This window comes from Microbacterium hydrothermale, assembly GCF_004854025.1.
Taxonomy (GTDB): Bacteria; Actinomycetota; Actinomycetes; order Actinomycetales; family Microbacteriaceae; genus Microbacterium; species Microbacterium hydrothermale.
This window is the reverse complement of sequence record NZ_STGM01000003.1, coordinates 249,809-270,426: the sequence shown is the minus strand read 5'-3', so window position 1 is coordinate 270,426 and position 20,618 is coordinate 249,809. Positions and strand designations below refer to the sequence as shown.

21 protein-coding genes and 2 tRNA genes are annotated in these 20,618 nt (G+C 70.8%); 15 read left to right on the top strand and 8 right to left on the bottom strand.

Features of this window, described 5'->3' with window-relative positions; translation table 11 throughout:
• The 11 genes from FB047_RS08135 to FB047_RS08085 all read left to right on the top strand — a co-directional run bounded on the left by FB047_RS08135 (nt 1) and on the right by FB047_RS08085 (nt 9,537).
• Complete coding sequence (locus FB047_RS08135) at nt 1-237, top strand: DUF4244 domain-containing protein (RefSeq protein ID WP_240752677.1); 237 nt, start codon at nt 1-3, stop codon at nt 235-237.
• On the top strand, nt 234-590 hold the full coding sequence (locus FB047_RS08130; protein ID WP_136586679.1) for a TadE family type IV pilus minor pilin: 357 nt from the start codon (nt 234-236) through the stop codon (nt 588-590). Before FB047_RS08135 ends, FB047_RS08130 begins: the two co-directional genes overlap by 4 nt.
• Nucleotides 591-607: 17 nt before the next feature.
• On the top strand, nt 608-919 hold the full coding sequence (locus tag FB047_RS08125; protein ID WP_240752676.1) for an Rv3654c family TadE-like protein: 312 nt from the start codon (nt 608-610) through the stop codon (nt 917-919).
• A gap of 60 nt (nt 920-979) precedes the next feature.
• Nucleotides 980-3,913, top strand: coding sequence for a type I DNA topoisomerase (gene topA, locus FB047_RS08120; RefSeq protein ID WP_136586677.1), 2,934 nt, complete (start codon nt 980-982; stop codon nt 3,911-3,913).
• A complete protein-coding gene (gene tmk / locus FB047_RS08115; RefSeq protein ID WP_136586676.1) occupies nt 3,910-4,584 on the top strand; it encodes a dTMP kinase in 675 nt (224 codons plus the stop codon). The genes topA and tmk overlap by 4 nt, the downstream gene beginning before the upstream one ends.
• A 92-nt stretch (nt 4,585-4,676) precedes the next feature.
• Entirely contained in the window at nt 4,677-5,855 is a 1,179-nt protein-coding gene (locus tag FB047_RS08110; protein WP_136586675.1) for a DNA polymerase III subunit delta', read from the top strand.
• On the top strand, nt 5,852-7,393 hold the full coding sequence (locus FB047_RS08105) for an alpha/beta hydrolase (RefSeq protein ID WP_240752675.1): 1,542 nt from the start codon (nt 5,852-5,854) through the stop codon (nt 7,391-7,393). The genes FB047_RS08110 and FB047_RS08105 overlap by 4 nt, the downstream gene beginning before the upstream one ends.
• A gap of 56 nt (nt 7,394-7,449) precedes the next feature.
• Nucleotides 7,450-8,121, top strand: coding sequence for a deoxyribose-phosphate aldolase (gene deoC, locus FB047_RS08100; RefSeq protein WP_136586674.1), 672 nt, complete (start codon nt 7,450-7,452; stop codon nt 8,119-8,121).
• 65 nt (nt 8,122-8,186) lie between these two features.
• Nucleotides 8,187-8,259, top strand: a tRNA-Thr gene (locus tag FB047_RS08095).
• A 233-nt stretch (nt 8,260-8,492) separates the two neighbouring features.
• Nucleotides 8,493-8,888: a hypothetical protein gene (locus FB047_RS08090; RefSeq protein ID WP_136586673.1), complete on the top strand. Its 396-nt coding sequence runs from the start codon at nt 8,493-8,495 to the stop codon at nt 8,886-8,888.
• Between the two features lie 70 nt (nt 8,889-8,958).
• On the top strand, nt 8,959-9,537 hold the full coding sequence (locus FB047_RS08085) for an isochorismatase family protein (RefSeq protein ID WP_136586672.1): 579 nt from the start codon (nt 8,959-8,961) through the stop codon (nt 9,535-9,537).
• On the opposite strand, the gene FB047_RS08080 is transcribed toward FB047_RS08085, so the two are convergent.
• The 3 genes from FB047_RS08080 to FB047_RS08070 all read right to left on the bottom strand — a co-directional run bounded on the left by FB047_RS08080 (nt 9,526) and on the right by FB047_RS08070 (nt 13,376).
• A complete protein-coding gene (locus FB047_RS08080) occupies nt 9,526-10,644 on the bottom strand; it encodes a PAS domain-containing sensor histidine kinase (RefSeq protein WP_136586671.1) in 1,119 nt (372 codons plus the stop codon). The two genes, FB047_RS08085 and FB047_RS08080, sit on opposite strands and share 12 nt — an antisense overlap.
• 107 nt (nt 10,645-10,751) lie before the next feature.
• The gene (locus FB047_RS08075) at nt 10,752-12,341 is read right to left on the bottom strand and encodes a molybdopterin-dependent oxidoreductase (protein WP_136586670.1); all 1,590 of its coding nucleotides are present in this window, start codon (nt 12,339-12,341) and stop codon (nt 10,752-10,754) included.
• Between the two features lie 105 nt (nt 12,342-12,446).
• Complete coding sequence (locus FB047_RS08070; RefSeq protein ID WP_136586669.1) at nt 12,447-13,376, bottom strand: DMT family transporter; 930 nt, start codon at nt 13,374-13,376, stop codon at nt 12,447-12,449.
• Nucleotides 13,377-13,456: 80 nt separating this feature from the next.
• On the opposite strand from FB047_RS08070, the gene FB047_RS17370 reads away from it, so the two are divergent.
• Entirely contained in the window at nt 13,457-13,945 is a 489-nt protein-coding gene (locus tag FB047_RS17370; RefSeq protein WP_136586668.1) for an Lrp/AsnC family transcriptional regulator, read from the top strand.
• 62 nt (nt 13,946-14,007) lie between these two features.
• On the opposite strand, the gene FB047_RS08060 is transcribed toward FB047_RS17370, so the two are convergent.
• The 4 genes from FB047_RS08060 to FB047_RS08045 all read right to left on the bottom strand — a co-directional run bounded on the left by FB047_RS08060 (nt 14,008) and on the right by FB047_RS08045 (nt 17,509).
• Nucleotides 14,008-14,193, bottom strand: coding sequence for a hypothetical protein (locus FB047_RS08060; protein ID WP_136586667.1), 186 nt, complete (start codon nt 14,191-14,193; stop codon nt 14,008-14,010).
• 94 nt (nt 14,194-14,287) lie between these two features.
• The gene (locus FB047_RS08055) at nt 14,288-15,328 is read right to left on the bottom strand and encodes an aldo/keto reductase (protein WP_136586666.1); all 1,041 of its coding nucleotides are present in this window, start codon (nt 15,326-15,328) and stop codon (nt 14,288-14,290) included.
• 148 nt (nt 15,329-15,476) lie between these two features.
• Nucleotides 15,477-16,505 carry a methionine synthase gene (locus FB047_RS08050; protein WP_205822779.1) on the bottom strand — a complete coding sequence of 343 codons (1,029 nt, stop codon included), beginning with the start codon at nt 16,503-16,505 and terminating at the stop codon, nt 15,477-15,479.
• 20 nt (nt 16,506-16,525) lie between these two features.
• A complete protein-coding gene (locus FB047_RS08045; RefSeq protein ID WP_136586664.1) occupies nt 16,526-17,509 on the bottom strand; it encodes a putative oxygenase MesX in 984 nt (327 codons plus the stop codon).
• A gap of 119 nt (nt 17,510-17,628) precedes the next feature.
• Here FB047_RS08045 and FB047_RS08040 point away from each other — a divergent pair, with 119 nt between their 5' ends.
• The 3 genes from FB047_RS08040 (at nt 17,629) to FB047_RS08030 (ending at nt 20,485) form a co-directional block, all read left to right on the top strand.
• Nucleotides 17,629-18,576 (top strand): LysR family transcriptional regulator, encoded by a 948-nt coding sequence (locus FB047_RS08040; protein WP_136586663.1) that lies wholly within the window; start codon nt 17,629-17,631, stop codon nt 18,574-18,576.
• A 62-nt stretch (nt 18,577-18,638) separates the two neighbouring features.
• Nucleotides 18,639-19,253 (top strand): hypothetical protein, encoded by a 615-nt coding sequence (locus FB047_RS08035; protein WP_136586662.1) that lies wholly within the window; start codon nt 18,639-18,641, stop codon nt 19,251-19,253.
• Nucleotides 19,254-19,291: 38 nt separating this feature from the next.
• Nucleotides 19,292-20,485: a low temperature requirement protein A gene (locus FB047_RS08030; protein WP_136586661.1), complete on the top strand. Its 1,194-nt coding sequence runs from the start codon at nt 19,292-19,294 to the stop codon at nt 20,483-20,485.
• Nucleotides 20,486-20,505: 20 nt separating this feature from the next.
• Here the strand turns inward: FB047_RS08030 and FB047_RS08025 are convergent.
• Nucleotides 20,506-20,581, bottom strand: a tRNA-Lys gene (locus FB047_RS08025).
• Nucleotides 20,582-20,618: the final 37 nt, after the last annotated feature.

The following is a 20,618-nucleotide window of genomic DNA, read 5'->3' as shown; positions in this document are numbered from 1 at the left end:
ATGTCCGACCTCACTCTCGCCGGATCGCGCCCGTCCGTCCCCCGGCCCCTGCCGCCGCTGACCGGCCCGAGCGCGCGACGGTTGTTCCTCGACGAACGCGGAGCCGCCACCGCGGAGTACGCGATCGCGACGATGGCCGCGGTGGCCTTCGCCGGGCTGCTGGTCGTCATCATGCGCAGCGACGAGGTGCGCGGCATCCTGACCGATCTCGTGCGTCGCGCGCTGACCGTGCAATGAACCCGTCGTTCGTCTCTCGACTCCGTGGCCTGGGGGAGCGGGGCGCGGTCACCGCGGAGTTCGCCGTGGCGCTCCCCGCGGTCCTGATCGTGCTCGCCCTCGGCGTCGGGGCGCTCGGCACCGCGGCGACCACGCTGCGCCTGCAACACGCGGCGATCGAGGGGGCGCGCCTGCTCGGTCGTGGGGACGACGCGGGGGCCTCGGCCGCCCTCTCCGCGGCCGGGGGCACGATGACGGTGAGCCGCGGCGACGGCCTCGTCTGCGTCGCGTCGTCGGCGGCGGGCGGTCTTCCGCTCGCCCTCCCGCTCCCAGTCTCGGTGGCGCGCGCCTGCGCGCTCGACGGGGGACGCTGATGGCGGGGAGCGTGTCGATGATCGGCGTCGTCGCGGTCGTCGTGGGCGTCACCGTGGCGATGGCGGCCGTCGGCGGTGCGGCTGTGACCGCGCGACGCGTGGCCGGAGCGGCGGATGCCGCGGCGCTCGCGGCGGCCGACACCGCCAGCGGTGCGGTCCCGGGCTTCCCGTGCGACGCGGCGGAGCGGGTGACGGCGGCGGCGGGATGGCAGCTGACCGAATGCCATGTCGACGGCCTGGTCGCCACGGTCACCGTCGCCGGGGCGTACGGTGGAGTTCCCCTCGATGCGCGCTCGCGAGCCGGACCTCCCGATGTCTCGAGCCCGTGAGACCTCCCGGAACCCGGACAGGGAGGCGTGTGTATGGTGTGCATCGAAGAAAGGACCCCAGTGGCAAACGGAAAGAAGCTCGTCATCGTCGAGTCCCCGACGAAGATGAAGTCGATCCAGGGATACCTCGGCGACGACTACGAGGTGCTCAGCTCGGTCGGTCACATCCGCGACCTGGCGTCGAAGAAAGAGATCCCGGCCGATAAGAAGGCCGCGTACGGCAAGTACTCGATCGACGTCGAGAACGACTTCGACCCCTTCTACGTGGTCAACGACCGCAAGACGAAGACGGTCGCCGAGCTCAAGCGCGCGCTGAAGACCGCCGACGAAGTCCTGCTCGCCACTGATGGTGACCGCGAGGGCGAAGCCATCGCGTGGCACCTGCTCGAGGTGCTCAAGCCCAAGGTCCCCGTGCGCCGCATGATCTTCCACGAGATCACCAAGGACGCGATCAAGGAGGCCGCCGAGCACACCCGGGAGCTCGACGTCTCGCTCGTCGACGCCCAGGAGACCCGCCGCGTCCTCGACCGCCTGTACGGATGGGACGTCTCGCCGGTGCTGTGGCGCAAGGTCGGTTCCGGCCGCGAGGGCACGGCGCTCAGCGCCGGCCGCGTGCAGTCCGCCGCCACGCGCATGGTCGTGGAGCGCGAGCGCGAGCGCATGGCGTTCGTCTCCGCGTCCTACTGGGACGTCGAAGCCCTCGCCTCGCAGTCCGGTTCGTCCTTCACCACGCGCCTCAACCGCCTCGACGGCGCTCCCATCGCCCGGGGTGGCGACTACGACGACAACGGTCAGCTGAAGAAGGCCGTCGTGGTCCTCGACGAGGCGGCCGCACGCACCCTGGCCGATGCGATCACCGCCGCCGGCCGCGCCACCGTCGCCAAGGTCGAGGCGAAGCCCGGCACACGCAGCCCCCGCGCCCCCTTCACGACCTCCACGATGCAGCAGGAGGCCGGTCGCAAACTCTCGATGAGCGCCAAGCACGCCATGGGCGTCGCTCAGCGTCTGTACGAGAAGGGCTTCATCACCTATATGCGTACCGACTCGGTCGCGCTGTCGGGGCAGGCCATCTCGGCCGCCCGCGCGCAGGCCGTGGCGTTGTACGGCGACAAGGCCGTTCCCGCCAACCCCCGCGTGTACAAGAGCAAGTCGAAGAACGCGCAAGAGGCGCACGAGGCCATCCGCCCCTCGGGAGAGAACTTCCGCACGCCGGCGTCGCTGGCGTCCTCGCTCGACCGCGACGAGCAGAAGCTGTACGACCTCATCTGGAAGCGCACCGTCGCCAGCCAGATGGCGGATGCCAAGTACGAGACGACCACGGTCACCCTCACGGTCCAGGCGGGGGCCCAGGTCGCCGAGTTCACGGCATCCGGGACCGTCTACACCTTCAAGGGCTTCCTCGAGGCGTACGAAGAAGGCGCCGACGAGAAGCGCAACGACGACGACGCCGACCAGTCGTTGCCGGCCGTATCGGTGGGCGACGAGTTGACGGTGAGCGACGTCGAGCCGAAGGGCCACAGCACCTCTCCGAAGCCCCGCTACACGGAGGCGAGCCTGGTCAAGGCGCTCGAAGAGAAGGGGATCGGCCGTCCGTCGACCTTCGCGAGCATCATCGGCGTGATCCTCGACCGTGGGTACGTCACCAAGCGGGGGCAGGCACTCGTCCCGAGCTGGCTCGCCTTCAGCGTGGTGCGTCTGCTCGAGGAGCACTTCGCCGATCTCGTCGACTACGACTTCACGGCCGCGCTCGAAGACGACCTCGACGCGATCGCCCGCGGCGAGCAGCGGCGCACCGAGTGGCTGAAGTCGTTCTACTTCGGGTCCGAGAAGCAGGTGGGCCTGCGCCACATCGTCGACAACCTGGGCGAGATCGACGCCCGCGAGCTCAACTCGACGCGCATCACCGACACGGCGACGCTCCGCTTCGGCAAGTACGGCCCCTACCTCGAGGTCACCGACCCCGCGGCCGACGCCGATGCCAAGCCGCGCATCGTCAACATCCCGGAAGACCTCGCTCCCGACGAGCTCACGCCCGAGAAGGCGCAGGAGCTCATCGACGCACCCGTCGCCGGCGATCGCGTCCTGGGCGAGAACCCCGACAACGGCAAGCTCGTCGTCGTGAAGGACGGTCGGTTCGGTCCCTACGTGCAGGAGACGGATGCCGAGGAGCCCGAGGAGGTCGATCAGGCCACGGGCGAGGTCGTCGAGGCGCCCAAGAAGCGCGGCGTGAAGAAGGAAGCCGCTCCGAAACCACGCACGGCGTCGCTGTTCCGGTCGATGTCGGTCGACACGATCGATCTCGGCACGGCCCTGCAGCTGCTGTCGCTCCCGCGCGTCGTCGGCGCCGACCCGGCGACGGGCGAGGAGATCACCGCGCAGAACGGTCGCTTCGGTCCCTACCTGAAGAAGGGCACCGACTCCCGCTCGCTCGACAACGAGCAGCAGATCTTCGACATCACGCTCGAAGAGGCTGTCGCCAAGTACGCCGAGCCGAAGTACGGCGCGCGGCGCGCGTCGAGCGCGTTGAAGGAGTTCGAGGCGGACCCGGTCAGCGGCAAGCCGATCAAGCTGAAGGACGGTCGCTTCGGTCCCTACGTCACCGACGGCGAGACCAACGCCACGGTGCCGCGCGGCGAGAACGCGATGGAGATCACCTTCGAGCGAGCCGTCGAGCTCATCGCCGACAAGCGTGCCAAGGGTCCCGCGCCCAAGCGCGCGGCCTCGGCGCGCAAGCCGGCCGCGTCCAAGACCGCGGCGTCCAAGACGACCGCGACGAAGACGACGGCGACGAAGACGACCGCGGCGAAGACGACCGCGACGAAGACGACAGCGAGCAGGGCCGCTGCGTCCAAGACGACCGCCGCGAAGACCACCGCCGCGAAGACGGCCTCCACGAAGACGGCGGCGACGAAGACAGCGGCGACGAAGACGGCCGCGACGAAGACCGCGACCACGTCGTCGACCACCCGCAAGGCCCCGGCGAAGACCTCGTGACCGGCGCCGCTTCCCGGCCGCTGCACGCCCCTCCGGCGGCGGCGGCCGGGGGTCCCGGCCTGTTCGTCACCTTCGAGGGCGGCGACGGCGCGGGCAAGACGACGCAGGCTTCGCTGCTCGAGCAGTGGCTCGTCGGCGAGGGACGCGAGGTCGTGCGCACGCGCGAGCCCGGCGGCACGGAGGTCGGCGTCCGCATCCGCGACATCGTGCTGCACCACCGCGGCCACATCGCCGCCCGCGCCGAGGCGCTGCTCTACGCCGCCGACCGCGCGCACCACGTCGAGACGGTCGTTCAGCCGGCCATCGCACGCGGCGACGTCGTGATCCAGGACCGCTACCTCGATTCGTCCGTCGCCTACCAGGGGGCCGGACGCGTGCTCGACGCCGATGACGTCCGCGCGCTGTCGCTGTGGGCGACCGGCGGGTTGCTGCCCGATCTCACGGTCCTCCTCGACCTCGACCCGACGGCCGCGCGCCGTCGTCTCGACGCCGACGACAAGCCCTTCGACCGGCTCGAGGCGGAGAAGAGCGACTTCCACGCGCGGGTCCGGGCGGGATTCCTCACCCTGGCCGAGCGCGAACCCGACAGGTTCGTGGTCCTCGACGCCACGCAGCCGCCCGAGGTCCTCGCCGCCCGCGTGCGCGACGCCGTGTCGACCCGGGTGAGCTGACGACGACCGACGGGATCGATCCGCGCGGATCGACGCACACCGTCAGCCGACGCCCAGCAGGGGTGTCGGACCCCGGGATTAGGGTGGAACGCATGTCCGTCGCGCTCGAGTCGTCTCCGCGGGCCGCCGACGCGGCCCCCTTCCCGTGGGACGCCGTCTGGGGCCAAGACGAGGCGGTCGCGACGCTGCGACACGCGGCATCCGACCCCGCCGCTCTCGCCCACGCCTGGCTCATCACCGGCCCGCCCGGCTCGGGGCGCTCGACGCTCGCCTACGCCTTCGCGGCGGAGCTCATCGCCGACCCCGGCGACGAGCGCGCGCAGCATCAGGTGCTCGCGCGCACGCACCCCGATCTCACCGCGCTGCGGACGGAGCAGGTGGTCATCCGCATCGACGAAGCCCGACGTCTCGTGGAGCGCGCCTCGTTCGCCCCGTCTCTCGGGCGTCACCGCGTGATCGTGGTCGAAGACGCCGACCGCATGGCGGAGCGCACCTCGAACGTGCTGCTGAAGGCCCTCGAAGAGCCGCCCGAGAAGACCGTCTGGGTCCTGTGCGCCCCGAGCGACGCCGATCTGCTGCCGACGATCCGCTCGCGCGTGCGCGTGCTGCGACTGCGCGAGCCCTCTGTCGCCGACGTGGCCGGGCTCATCGTCGAGCGCACCGGCGTCTCCGCCGAGGTGGCCGAAGAATCGGCGCGGCACGCGCAGCGTCACATCGGCATGGCCCAGCGCCTCGCCACCGACGACGACGCCCGAGCCCGTCGGGCGCAGACCCTCGCGGCGGTCCTGGCCGTGCGGGGCATCGGCGACGCGGTGGAGGTCGCGGGGCAGATCGTGCGCCTGGCGACCGACGACGCGAAGGCGCTCACGGCCACGCGCGACGAAGAAGAGCGTCGCGCCCTGCTGCGCATGCTCGGCGTCGCCGAGGGGGCCGCCGTGCCTCCGTCGGTGCGCGGGCAGGTCAACGCGCTCGAAGACGATCAGAAGCGACGGGCGACGCGCAGCCTGCGCGACGGAATCGACCGCGTGCTCACCGACCTCCAGTCGCTGTTCCGCGACGTGGTCATGATCCAGTACGGTCGCGAGGCCGACCTCGTCAACGTCGAGCGGCTCGATGCGCTGCGCGCGCTCGCGACCCAGTGGACGCCCGCGCGGACCCTGGGCGTGCTCGACCGCATCTCCGTGACGCGCCGCAACCTCGAGCAGAACGCCGCACCCCTGCTGGCCCTGGAGAGTCTCATGATCACGGTGGCGAACGGATCCGCGCCGTGAGCCTGCGTCGACGGGTCGCGGCCCTGATCGGCGGCCTCGCGGTCGTCGCCGTCGCGCTGTCGGGCTGCCTCTACGCGCAGATCCCGCCGATGGCGCCCGACGGCGGTCGCTCGCTCGCCCCGCAGACGCAGGGCGTCGACGCCGCCCTCCTTCCCTACTACGGGCAGACGCTCACCTGGTCGGCCTGCGGCAGCGCGGGCTTCGACTGCACCACGGTGACCGCGCCGCGCGACTACTCCGACCCGGCGGCCGGCGATCTGAGTCTCGCGGTCATCCGGCACCGTGCGACGTCGGGGGAGCCGCTCGGCTCCCTCCTGACGAACCCCGGCGGTCCCGGCGTCAGCGGTGTCGACACCGTCCGCGACTCGCTCTCGCTCGTCGCGGACGAGGCCCTCACCCGGTCGTTCGACGTCATCGGATTCGACCCGCGCGGAGTGGGACAGTCGACCGCGGTGTCGTGCTACGACACCGCGGGGATGGACTCCTATCTCTACGACATCCCTCCGGGAGCCCGGGGGAGCGACGAGCGCAACGCCGCTCTCGAACAGCGGCAGGCCGATTTCGCCCAGGCGTGCGAGGCCGGCAGCGACGGCATCCTGCCCTACATCTCCACCGAGAACGCGGCACGCGACATGGACCTGCTCCGCGCGGTGCTGGGCGACGAGAAGCTCAACTACCTCGGGTTCTCCTACGGATCGCTGCTCGGCGCCACGTACGCGGGGCTGTTCCCCGAGCGAGTCGGACGCATGGTGCTCGACGGCGGCATCGACCCGAGCCTCGCGGGCAGCGAGAGCGGCATCGCCCAGGCGGTGGGCTTCGAGAACGCCCTGCGTGCGTTCATGGCCGACTGCCTGCGCACGTCGGAGTGCCCGTTCTCGGGCTCGGTCGACGACGCGATGGACGACGTGGCGTCGATGCTGGCCCGCGCCGACGCGCGCCCCCTCGCCAACGGCGACGGGCGCCTCCTCGGCGCCGACACGCTGCTCACGGCCATCGTCGCCGCGCTCTACAGCGACCAGAACTGGCCATACCTGCGTGTGGCCCTGGCCGACGTGCAGAACGGCGACGCCTCCGTCGCCTTCCAGCTCGCCGACTTCTACAACGGTCGGGTCGACGGCCGGTACACCGACAACACCATGCAGGCGCTGCGCGCGTACAACTGCGTCGACTACCCGCGCGAAGACGACGCCGACGAGGCCGCGGTGCAGCAGCAACTCGCGCAGGAGGCTCCCGTCGTCGCGCCCTACTGGGTCGGGCCCGATGCCTGCGTGGCCTGGCCCGCGCCCCCGACCGGCGCCCCCGCCGCCATCACCGCTCCGGGCTCGCCGCCCATCGTCGTCCTGGGGACGACGGGCGACCCGGCCACGCCCTACGCCGAAGCGCAGGCTCTCGCCGCCCAGCTGTCGCAGGGCGTCCTCGTCACGTACGTGGGCGAGGGGCACCTCGCCTACAACAAGGGCAACGACTGCGTGAACTCCGCCGTCGACGATTACCTCGTCGACGACACCGTCCCCGCCGCCGACCTGCGCTGCGAGTAGCCCGCCCGCGCCGCCGTGCGCCTACGCTTGATCCGTCACATCCCGAGGAGACCCCTATGACCGCGCCCATCGCCGACCTGGCGACCTACATCGACCACACGCTGCTCAAGCCCGAGGCCACCCGTGCCGACGTCGAGCGCGTCATCGCCGAGGGGGCCGAGCTCGGCACCTACAGCGTGTGCCTCTCTCCCTCGTTCCTTCCGGTGGAGCTGCCCGAGGGCCTCAAGCTCGCTGTCGTGTGCGGATTCCCCAGTGGCAAGCACCACGCCGAGGTCAAGGCCGCCGAGGCGGCCCTCTCGGTGGCGCAGGGCGCGCACGAGATCGACATGGTCATCGACATCGGAGCGGCGATCGAGGGACGCTATGACGTCGTCGAGGCCGAGATCCGCGCCGTCCGCACGGCTGCTCCCGCCCCCACGGTCCTGAAGGTCATCATCGAGTCCGCCGCGCTCTCCGACGAGGCCATCGTCGCCGTGTGCGAGGCCGCGGTCGCCGCGGGTGCTGATTTCGTCAAGACCTCGACGGGCTTCCACCCCGCGGGCGGCGCCACCGTCCACGCCGTCCGGCTGATGAAGCAGACGGTCGGAGATCGCGCCGAGGTCAAGGCATCCGGGGGCGTGCGCACGCGCGCCGCGGCCGAGGAGATGATCGCCGCGGGCGCGTCTCGACTCGGTCTGTCGTCGAGCCGCGACATCCTCGCGGACCGCTCCGCGAGCGGCGACTACTGAGCGCGTACCGCGAGGGCCGCTGAAGCATGTAAGATCGATGATCGTGCACGCGACAGCGCGCACATGCCGCCTTAGCTCAGACGGCAGAGCGATTCACTCGTAATGAATAGGTCAAGGGTTCGATTCCCTTAGGCGGCTCCGAAGGCCCCCACCCGCTTCCACCGGGTGGGGGTCTTTCTTCGTCTACGCGGCGAACAGCCCAGGCGCGGCTCGGCGGCGGAAGCCCCGAAAGCGCGAAGCCAGTGACGCCCCCGGCGCGCCGTCCGCCGCCCCACGCCCCGTGCAGCCCCCGGAAGCGCCGAGGAGGCCCGATAGGCTGGAAGCTCCCGTTCCGCGCCCCGGTGGCGCCCCTCCCGCCCGTAGGAGCCCCGTTGTCGAACGCCCTCGATGCCCTCATCGAGATCTTCACGTGGGTGGGGCTCGGTGGCGGGTCGCTTCTCGCCTTCGTCGCGGTGTTCCTGTTGCTTCTGGACGGGACGTGGCTCCCGGCGCGTGCGGTGGTGGAGCAGGTCGACGGCGGCCGCGTCGTGCGCTGGTTCGATGAGCACGGCGGCGTCAACGAAGCGCCCCTCTCCGCTCACGACGACGCGAAGGTCGGCTCCGCCGACATGGCCGACATCTTCTACCGCCGCGGTTCGGCCCACCGCATGCGCCTCACCCGCTCGTCGCCCGTGGTCCGCTTCCTCTCGCTGCTCGCGGGGGGCGTCCTGGCGCTGGGCGTGGTGGCGTTCGTGGTCTCGATCGTCCTGCTCTTCGCCCGCGGCTGACCCGGGGTCACGGCGTCCTCCCGACGCGGATGCCGACGCCGCGGACGATCGTGACGCGTAGGCTCGGCTCATGAGCCGGGCCCTGTTCATCGTCGACGTCCAGAACGATTTCACCGAGCGCGGGGCGCTGGGTGTCGAGGGAGGCGACGAGGTCGCCGCGCGGATCTCGCGCTACCTCGACGCGCACGCGGGGGAGTACGCCGTCGTGGTGGCCTCGCGCGACTGGCATCACGGCGACGACGACAACGGCGGGCACTTCTCCGCCACCCCCGACTTCGTCGACACCTGGCCGGTGCACTGCGTGGGCGGCACCTACGGTGCCGAGTACGACGAGGTGTTCGACACGGGTCGCGTCACCCACCACCTCAAGAAGGGGCAGGGCCGGCCGGCCTACTCGCTGTTCGAGGGCGTGTCCGACGACGGCGAGACGGCCGCGCAGATCCTCGACGCCCACGGCATCCGTCAGATCGACATCGTCGGCATCGCCACCGACTACTGCGTGCGGGCGTCCAGCCTGGACGCCGTGGCCGCGGGCCGCAACGTGCGGGTGCTCACCGACCTGATCGCCGGGGTGCATCCCGACTCCAGTGCCGCGGCGCTGCGCGAGATCGAGGCGGCCGGCGCCGTCCTCGCGCGCTCAGAGGACTGAGTCGCCCGCGTCGGGCTCCTCGTCGGCGCGGGGGATCGTCACCGTCACGGTCGTGCCCTCGCCCGGGGCGCTCTGGATGCGCACGGTGCCCCCGTGCTCCGACACGATGCGGTGGACGCTCGACAGTCCGATCCCGCGACCACCGTCGGTCGCGACGGCGAAGCGGCCGCGCTCGCCCTCGTGCGTGATCGAGGCGAGGTCGTCGGGATGGATGCCGCGACCGTGATCCCGCACGCGGACCGCCGCGCCCTCGTCGGTTTCGAAGGCGTCGAGCTCGATGACGTCGTCGGAGTACTTCGCGGCGTTCTCGAGGACGTTGGCGATCGCGCGTCGCAGTCCGAGCACGTCGGCCCGCACCGGGACGGCATCCATGGTCCCGAAGCGCACGCGGCCGAGGTCGCCGGGGAGCACGAGGGCGACCGCCCCGCGGGCGATGAGGTCGAAGGTGGCGCGACGACGGCCGCGCTCGGACGTGGATTCGACGTCGGCCATGAGCGCCTGGGCCATCGCGACGATGTGGTCGCTGGCCTCGCCCGCCAGACGCAGCAGGCGGTGATCGGGCGGGAGGTCGTCGGCGAGGAGGTCGAGGTAGCCGCGCAGGGCCGTCACGGGTGAGAGCAGGTCGTGCGCGAAGGTGCGCTGCAGGGCGGCGCGCTCGTCGGCCGCCTGCTTCTCGCTGGTGAGGTCGCGCACGATCTTCACGAAGCCGAGCACCTGGCCCTGGTCGCTGCGGATGGCCGAGATGGTCACGCGCGCCCAGAACTCGCTGCCGTCGCTGCGCACGCGCCAGCCGGTGTCTTCGACGTGGCCGTCGCGCTGCGCGGCGGCGAGCAGTTGATCGGGGATGCCGCGGCGCCGGGCCTCCTCGCGGTAGAAGCGGGAGAAGTGCGAGCCGAGGATCTCGTCTTCGGTGTACCCCTTGATGCGCTCCGCGCCGAGGTTCCACCCGCGGACGAATCCGCCGCTGTCGAGCTTCACGATGGCGAAGAGGTCGACCTGCTCATCCCAGTCTCGCGGGATGGAGCGACGGATGCTCGTCAGCGGGTGCGCGGGGTCGACCCCGGAAACCGTCGGGAGGGTCGGCGGCTCATCGGGCACGGTGGTCATGCGGCCGCGCCGTCGGTCGGGCTGCTTGCTGAAGGCATGGGTCGATCATGTCGTTCCCCGCGCCACTCCACCAGCGATTGACACCGGCTCCCGGGCCGCTCACCGGCTCACGACGAGACCGTGACCAGCGTGCGCTGCCACCCGCTCGACCCGTCGGGGGCGATGGGGGCCTGCTCCTGGATCTGCAGGTTCCCCTGCTTGTCGGTCGCGCGGACGGCGATGTAGTGGCTGCCGGCTTCGGCGGCCCACTCGAGGCGCCACTGCACCCACGACTGATCGTTGATCGGCGTCGACAGCTGCGTCTCCTGCCAGTCGCCGTTGTCGATCTGCACTTCGACCTTCTGCACGCCCACGGGCTGGGCCCACGCCATTCCGGCGATCACGACGGTGCCGGCGGGGACGGGGGTTCCGATCTTCGGCGTGTCCACCCGCGACGAGAGCTTGATGGGTGCCTCGGCCGCGTAGCCGCGGGGCGTCCAGTACGCCTCGTCCTTGTCGAAGCGCGTCACCGTCAGCTTCGTGACCCACTTCGTCGCGGAGACGTACCCGTAGAGCCCGGGCACGACCATGCGGACGGGGAACCCGTGCTCGAACGGGAGGGGTTCGCCGTTCATGGCCACCGCGAAGATCGCGTCGAGGTTGTCGTCGGTGAGCGCGCTGAGAGGAGTGGATGCCGTGTACCCGTCCACGCTCTCGGAGAGCACCATGTCGGCATCCGCCTGCACACCCGCCATGCGCAGCACGTCGCGGATGGGGACGCCGGTCCAGATGGCGTTGCCGACGAGGTTGCCGCCGACCTCGTTCGAGACGCAGGTCAGGGTGACGCCGTACTCGTTCAGGCCCATGTTCACGAGGTCGTCGAAGCTCAGCTCGACCGGGGTGTCGACCATGCCCTCGATCTGCAGGCGCCACGTGGTGGGGTCGACGTTGGGGACCGTGAGAGCGGTGTCGACGCGGTAGAAGTCGCCGTTGGGGGTGATGATCGGGCTCAGTCCGTCGATCTCCCAGTTGGCGCCCTCGGGCACGGTGACGGTCGTGCGCGGGGCGGGCAGGCGCAGCGCGTCGCGCGCGGCGGCGACGGAGGAGGTCGTGGCGTTGAGGATGCGCGATCCGACGCCGACGACGACCGCGCCGACCGCGGTGAGCCCGGTCAGCAGCAGGAACTGGCGTCGACCGGCGCGGAGGCCCTCGATGTCGCGCTCCTCGGCGGCGGCGACCCAGCGCTTCAGGCGAGCGATGGTGAGGATGAGCACGAACACGCCGCCCACGGTGCCGAGCACCGGCGGCAGCCACGCGAGGGCTCCGGCGCCCGCGCGGGTGATGATTGCGGCGGTGGCGAGCGCCCCGCCGATCCCGAGAAGCACCGCACCGACCGGGCGGAAGCGGTACTGCAGGACTCCGGCGACGGCCGCGGCGACGGCCGCGCCGAGTCCGACGCCCACGAGGAGCGCGATCTTGTCGGTCTCGCCGAACAGCGTGATCGCGAGTTCTTTCAGCGGGCGGGGCACGATGTCGACGATGAACGACCCGACCGCGAGCACGGGGCTGGCCGATCGCGCGACGAGCGCGGCGAACAGCTCGGCGATCGCGAGGAGCGCGGCGGCCGAGACGATGCCGGCCAGGGCCGCCCAGATCCAGGCGTGCGGTCGGCGCACTGTCTTGGTGTCGGTGGTCCGTGCCGCGGTGTCGGTGGTCATGGCATCCCTCGTTTCCGGAGCCACGCACGCGCGACCCTGCCTCGCTACCTGTTCGGAGCGGAGAGGGGATCGGATCGCTCCGGATGCGAACGCACCCGCGCAGGCTCAGAAGGGCGTGCGGGCCGGCGGGCGGGAGGGGGCGAGAGCGAAGGCCGCGACGCCCGACACGATCAGCACCAGAGCGACGGTGAGCCCGGGCGTCACGTGCTCGCCGAGGAGCGGGACGGCGACGAACGCGGTCAGCACGGGGCTGAGTGCTCCGGCCGCTGCGGGGATGCTGCTGCCCAGGTTCTTCACGGCCACGACGTAGCAGGCCGTCGACAGCAGGCCGGTGCCCACGCCCTGCAGCAGCGCGTACGCACCCCACGCCGGGAGGTCGATCGAGCCGGTGAACAGCTGCGAGGGCAGCGCACCGGCCGCCGCGAGGGCGAGGGCGGCGACGACGGAGACGAGAGAGACCACGGCGATGACGCCAAGGGGGTCGAGCTGCGTGCGCGCGAGGCCGAGCGTGTAGGCCGCCCAGACGAGACCGGCGGTGAGCAGCACCGCGATCCCGTCGGGTCCGGCGGCGCCTCCGGTGAGGGCGGCGCTGGCGGCGACCCCGGCCACGATCGCGGCGAGGGCGATCAGGCGCTGCCGCGAGAGGGCCGCCCGCCCGCGGATCGCGAGGAGGATCGTGACGAAGAGGGGGACCGTTCCGGGGACGAGCAGTCCGGTGAGGGCCGCCGAGGTGAGGTGGGCGCCCCACGCGAACAGCAGGAAGTGGGGGAGTCCCGCAAGCAGGACGAGGCCGATCACGGCCGGACGCTCCCCGCGCAGGCGTCGGAGCGTCCGCGGGATCCAGGGGGAGAGGGCGAGGGCGGGCACGCCGAAGCGCACGATGGCCGCGTCGCCGACGCCCATCCCGATTCCCTCGAGCGCCCGGGTGGACAGGGCGAACGACGACCACAGGCAGACGACGGCGGCGACGGCGGCCACCCCCACCAGGGTGCGCCGCGAGAGAGCGGAGCGGCGGGCGAGGGGGAAGCTGGTCACCTCGTGAGCCTAGGAAGGGCGTCGCGGCAGTCGATTGCGAATCTTGCGTCTAAGGATCAGTAATTGGCAGAATCTGCCGCATGGAGTCTCTCGACGCGATCGATCGCCTCATTTTGGCGGAGTTGCAGCGCGACGGGCGCCTCAGCAACCAGGATCTCGCCGATCGGGTGGGCCTCTCACCCTCGCCCTGCCTGCGGCGCGTGCGCCGGCTCGAAGACGCGGGGGTCATCGCGGGCTACCGCGCTGTCGTCTCGCCGCCGGCGGTCGATCTCGCGATCACCGCGTTCGTGCGCTTGCGCCTCGCGTCGCACGAGGGCGCGACGGTGGATGCCGTGGAGGAGAAGCTCCGCGCGATCCCCTCGATCGTGGAGGCGCACCTGCTCGCGGGGGACTGGGACTACCTCGTGCGGATCGTCACGCCGACCTTCGAGGAGTACGAGCGTCTGCTGCGCGAGCACCTGCGCTCGATCCCGTCGCTCGCCTCCATCGACACCACGTTCGCGTTCGGCGTCACCAAGCCGCTCTCTCCCCTCCCCGTCGACGGCGGGCACGCCGCTCGGCGACGATGACGGGCGACCGCCCCGCTCGCGGCATTCGGAACCGGCGCCCCGGGACGGCCGGCCATCCGTGCTCAGCGCGCCCGACGCTGCTTCGCGAGTTTCGCCACCACCCGGCGACGCACCTTCTGCACCTTCGGGTCGGTCCACACGCGGTAGGCCACGGTCCCCGCCGCCACGGCCCGGCCGATCGCCGTTCGCGCGATCACCGCGCCCGCCAGCCCCACGGCTCCGGTTCCGATCCATCGTGCAACGCCCATGGGGGCCTCCCTCTGTCAGGTGGAGTCCCAGCCAACGCGACGGGAGCGGGGATGCCACGCCGCTTGCGCCGCCCGGGGGCGGTGTGCTGTGCGCTCAGGCGATGCGCTCGCCCACGGCCGCGGCGAACGGTTCGAGGGCGCTGATGACGTCGTCCGAGAGAACCGTGGTGCTCGCGGCGACGGCATCGTCGATCTGGCTCGTCCGCGATGCGCCGATGATGGCGGTCGTGACGACGGGGTCGCGCAGCACCCACGCCACGGCGAGCTGGGGGACCGAGAGACCGGCTTCGCGGGCGACGCCGTCGATGCCGCGGATGCGTTCGAGGTAGTCGTCGGTGAGGGCCGAGGCGTCGAGGAAGCGGCTGTCGGCCGCCCGCGAGTCCGCCGGGACCGAGCCGTCGAGGTACTTGCCCGTGAGCAGACCCTGGGCCAGCGGTGAGAACACCGCGCTGCCGACGGCGAGCCCGCGCAGCGTCGGGAACAGCTCGGCCTCGGGCGTGCGGTCGAACAGCGAGTAGCGCGGCTGGTGGATGAACAGGCGCACGCCCTCGGCGGCGAGCAGCTCGTGCGCGCGGCGGGTGAGGTCGGCGGGGTAGTTCGAGATGCCGGCGTAGAGCGCCTTGCCGCTGCGCACGATGTCGGCGAGGGCATGCACGGTCTCTTCGATCGGCGTGTCGGGGTCGACGCGGTGCGAGTAGAACACGTCGACGTAGTCGGTGCGCATGCGCGTGAGGCTCTGCTCGAGGGAACGCATCAGGTACTTGCGCGAACCGCCGTCGCCGTAGGGGCCGGGCCACATGTCGTAGCCGGCCTTCGTCGACAGGAACAGTTCGTCGCGGTAGCGACGCAGGTCGGTGTCGAGGACGGTTCCGAACGTCGTCTCGGCCGCGCCGTAGGGCGGGCCGTAGTTATTGGCGAGGTCGATGTGCACGATCCCGCGGTCGACGGCGTGGCGCAGGATCTCGCGCTGCACGTCGAGGGGGCGCGCGCTTCCGAAGTTCTGCCACAGCCCGAGGGAGATGCGGGGGAGAGGGATGCCGCTGGCTCCGGCCCGCTGGAAGGGGACGTCGTCGTAGCGGGTCGCGGCGGCTTCGAACGGCGAGGTCAAGCGGGGGTCATCGGCGGCGATGGGCATGGGACTGCTGCTCCTGGGAACGGGGACGGGGGCGTTCCGACTCTGCCACGGCGTCCGCGATCCCGGGGGACCGGCGTCGCGTGGCGTCGCCTTGTCCCCGCACAGCGTGGACGCGGGCCGGGACGCCGTCCCGACCCGCGTCGGGCGTTCAGCCCGCGAGCTCGGCGCGCAGCAGGGCCGCGCCCGCGGTGAGCGCGCTGACCTTGTCGTACGCGACGTGACGCGGAAGCGGCGCCATGCCGCAGTTCGAGCTCGGGATGAGCTTGTCGGCATCCACGAACTCCAGGGCACGGCGCAGGGTGTCGGCCACCTCTTCGGGCGTCTCGATGCGCTCGCTGGCGACGTCGAGGGCGCCGAGCATGACCTTCTTGCCCCGGATCAGCTCGACCAGCTCGATCGGAACGTTCGAGTGGTGGCTCTCGAGCGAGATGGTGTCGATGCTCGAGCGCTGCAGCAGGGGGAAGGACTCCTCGTACTGGCGCCATTCCGAGCCGAGCGTCGCCTTCCAGTCGGTGTTGGCCTTGATGCCGTAGCCGTAGCAGATGTGCACGACGGTCTCGGCGCGAAGTCCCTCGGCGGCACGCTCGAGGGCGGCGACCCCCCAGTCCTTGAGCTCGTCGAAGAAGACGTTGAACGCCGGCTCGTCGAACTGGATGATGTCCACTCCCGCCGCTTCGAGTTCGCGCGCCTCCTGGTTGAGGATGGTCGCGAACTTCCACGCGAGCTTCTCGCGGCTGCCGTAGTGGCGGTCGGCGAGGGTGTCGATCATCGTCATCGGGCCGGGGAGGGCCCACTTGATCGGTCGGTCGGTCTGCGCGCGCAGGAACGCGGCATCCTCGACGAAGACGGGACCTCGGCGACTCACGGCGCCGACCACGGTCGGCACGCTCGCGTCGTAGCGGTTGCGGATGCGCACCGTCTCGCGGTTCTCGAAGTCGACCCCGTCGAGGTTTTCGATGAAGGTGGTCACGAAGTGCTGACGGGTCTGCTCGCCGTCGCTGATGATGTCGAGGCCGCGACGCTCCTGCTCCTGCACCGCGGCGCGCAGCGCGTCGTGCTTGCCCTCGACGAGCACGTCGCCCTCGAGTTCCCAGGGCGACCACAGCACCTCGGGCTTCGCGAGCCACGCGGGCTTGGGGAGGCTGCCGACGGTCGAGGTGGGCAGGAGGGTCGTCACGGCGGCGGTTCCTTCGCGGGTCATCGGACGGGTGCGGCGTAGTCGGCGGCCCACGCGTCGAGGATGTGACGGTGCGGCGTCACGAAGTGCTCCTCGGCGTAGCGGCCCTGGGTGACCGCGAGTCGGCTCCGCTCCTCGCGGTCGTAATCGATGCCGGTCCGCACGAACTCGGGCTCGTCGAGCGTCGGCCGGTAGACCTCGCCCGCGGGGCTGATGGCGTTGTAGATCTCGGGACGGTAGATCTTCTGGAACGTCTCCATCGTGGCGATCGTGCCCGCGAGCTGCAGGTCGGAGTACTCCGCGGTGAGGTCGTCGCGGAAGTAGAACGCGAGCGGAGCCACGCTGCCGCGCGGCATGAAGTAGCGCACCTGCAGGCCCATGCGGCCGAAGTAGTCGTCGGTGAGCGAGAAGGAGTCCTGCGCGTACTCGACGCCGAGCACGGGGTGGACCACGCCCGTGCGCCGGTAGGTGCGGCTCGTCGACACGCTGATGCAGATCACGGGCGCCTGCGCGAAGCGCTCCCGGTACGCGTCGGAGTCGAGGAAGTGCTGGAAGATCTTGCCGTGCAGGATGCCGAAGTCCTCGGGCACCGTGAAACCCTCGCCGCCGGCGTTGGCCGCGGGCAGGACGACGCTGAAGTCGTAATCGCGCAGGTACGACGAGAAGTTGTTGCCGACGATGCCGCGGTGACGCTCGCCGGTGCGCGTGTCGACGATGCTCACGTCGAGCACCTCGATGACGGGGAACTCCTCGTCATCCGCTCCGTCTCCGAAGCGCAGGTGCACCGAGACGATGTCGAGCTCGACGCGGTACCGGTCGGCGTCTCCCGGGACGAGCTCGTTCAGCCGGTGGTTCATCATCGACAGGGCGTTGCGGAGGTTCTGCTGACGGCCCGCGCCGCGCGCCAGGTTGGCGAAGTTGGTCGTGACGCGCGAGGACTCGGCGGGGGCGTAGTCCTCGTCGAAACGGGTGGTGGTGATGCTGAACGTGATGTCGTTCGCCATGACGGGCCAATCGGGTGCGGGGGCCGGGTGGGCCCGCTGATGGGAGTGGTCCCATGGTGCGCCGCGAGCTCGGTCATCGGGTAATTCCCCTTCACTATGCGGTGCTATAGCTTGGAGCTATGGCGAAGCGGTCGAGCGGAATCACCCTGCAGCAGCTGCAGTACTTCATCGAGGTCGCCGCCGAGGGCTCCATCTCGGCCGCCGCCGACCTGCTCTACGTCGCGCAGCCCACGATGTCGGCCGCCATGAAAGACCTCGAGACGCGCGTCGGTCGCGATCTGCTCACCCGCTCGGCCCGCGGCGTCACTCTCACGGTCGACGGCGTCGAGTTCCTCGGCTACGCGCGCCAGGTGGTGGAGCAGGCCGAGCTCCTCGAGCAGCGCTACCTCGGCAGGCCCCCCTCGCGCCGCCTGCTCGGCGTCTCCGCCCAGCACTACTCGTTCGTCGTCGACGCGTTCGTGCGCATGGTGAAGGCGACGGATGCCGCGGAGTACGAGTTCTCCCTCCGGGAAACGCGCACCTTCGACATCATCGAAGACGTCCGGACCCTCCGCAGCGAGCTCGGCATTCTGTTCCGCAACGACTTCAACCGCAACGTGCTCGACAAGCTGCTGCGCGATTCGGGTCTGGCTTTCCACCCCCTCTTCGTCGCGGAGCCGCACATCTTCGTCTCGCGGCGGAACCCCCTGGCATCCCGTCGACGCGCCACCCTCGACGACCTCGTCGATCTGCCCCGCCTGACCTTCGACCAGGGCGCGAACAATTCGTTCTACTTCGCCGAGGAGATCCTCTCGACGCTGTCGAGCCGGCAGGAGATCCGGGTGTCGGACCGCGCGACGATCTTCAACCTCATGATCGGTCTCGGCGGGTACACGATCTCGACCGGGATCATCAGCGACGACCTCGACCCCGAGATCGTCGCGGTTCCGCTCGAGGTCGACGAGCAGATCGAGATCGGGTGGATCGGCCGCACCGCCATCCCCCTCACCGAGCAGGCGCAGCGCTACCTCGACGAGGTGCGCGCGGTGGTCGCGGGGTTCGGGGTGATGCTGCTCGACGCGGGGTGACGGATGCCGCCCCGCTCGCTGCATGCCGCTGACGTGATGCGGGGTGCGGCACACTGACCCGCATGCACGGGGGAGCGCATCGCATCATCGGATCCGTCGCCATCGGCCTGTCGGCACTGCTGGCGGCGGGGTGCGGGGTGATGCCCTCGCCGGAGTCGAAGCTGGAGGACTCGCTCGCCCGGATGGTGGAGGGGGCGCAAGACTCGCTGTGGCCCTATCGGGCGGACATCGTCTCCGACCCGGAGGCTGCGGTGGCTCGGGTCGGCTCGGTCTCCGACGTCCGTCCCGCGTACGTCGACCCCGCCTTCGTGCCGGCCGGGGGAACCTACAAGCTCCTCGGCGTCACGACATCCGCGGAGGGCGCGTCGCTCATCCTCGCGACGTCGGGAGGTTCCGAGACGGGTGGAGGACTGTTCTACGACTACCGCAGCGCGGCGGTCTACTTCGAGCTGCGTTTCCCGTCCGGTGAGCGGAGGATCGACACCCTGGCCTCTGATTGCACCGACGGGCAGGGGCACGGCCTCGCCGACGTCGCCGAGGTCATCGACTACACGCGCCACGGGGAGCCGCGGTCGATCGACGGCCTCGACGTCCGCCGCACCGTGACCGCCGAGGATTACCCGACGATGCCGTGCCAGTGCTCCAGCGGCGGGACGTGCGGCTGCCCGGGCGGGTAGATCCCTCCGCGTCCGGTAGGTCAGTGCCAGGATGGGGCATGGCATTCGGGATGGCCCACGACGTACGACGCCCGACGGACTCCTCTCGCGCGGATCGGGTGACGTACGTCGAGCTGTTCTTCGATCTGATGTTCGTTTTCGCGCTGACGCAGTTGTCCGCCTATCTCTTCGAGAACCAGACTCCGCTCGGTGCTTTCGAGGGCATCATCATGGTGTGCGCCCTATGGTGGGCGTGGGTGTCGACCACGTGGGTGACCAATTGGCTCGACCCGGTGACGCTTCCCGTGCGCGGAGCGGTCGTCGCGCTGGGTTTCGTCGCGCTGGTGATGAGCGTCTCGATCGCGGAGGCCTTCGGCGACCGCGCGTGGGCGTTCGCGATCTCGTACGTCGTCCTCCAGGTCGGGCGCACGGGATTCATCGTGTGGGCGACGCTCCGTCACGACCGGCGGGTCGCGCACGATTTCGGCCTGATCCTCGGGTGGACCGTCGCCGGCGGCGCCCTCTGGATCGTCGGCGCCGTGTTGCCGCACGCGTGGCAGCTGCCGTTGTGGACGGCGGCCCTGGCTCTCGAACTGCTCGGCACGATCCTCGGGTACCCGATACCGGGGCGAGGAAGAGTCCGCATCCAATCGTGGGATCTGTCCGGCCCGCACATCGCCGAACGGACCTCGCTGTTCGTCCTCATCGCCGTCGGCGAGGGATTGCTCGTCACCGGCCTCGCTTTCGTCGAGAAGGAGTCGTCAATCTCATCGGTCGCGTCGCTGGCGACGGCGTTCGTCGCGGCCGCGGCCGCGTGGTGGATCTACTTCGATCACGGTGAGCGCGTCGGCGCGGAGGCGATCGAGGCCTCGGACGAACCGGGCCGACTCGCCCGCACGGTGTACACCTGGGTGCACCTTCCGATCATCGGCGGGATCGTGTTGATGAGCGTGGGCGACAAGGAGATGCTCTCGCATCCCGATCAGCGCAGTGCCGCCGCGACGATCGTCATCGTCGGCGCGCCCCTCCTCTTCCTCGCCGGAACCGTGCTGTTCCGACGGACTCTCGAAGGACGGTGGTCGCGCGCTCAGCTCTTCGGCCTCGTCGGTCTGGCCGTGCTCGCGGGTCTGGCCGTCTTCGTCCCGCTCTCCGACGCGCTCGCGCTGTCGATCACGGCCGCCCTTCTCCTCGTCGCCGTCGCCGCGGGCGAAACGATCGAGCGAGTGCGTCGAGGCCGCCGGGCGGGGGGATGACCGCTCTCACGTGTCCCGTGTGGTGGGCCCGGAGGGGCTCGAACCCTCGACCCGCGGATTAAAAGTCCGATGCTCTGCCAACTGAGCTACAGGCCCTGATGACACCAGCCTACCGGGACTGTCGCGCCCGGCG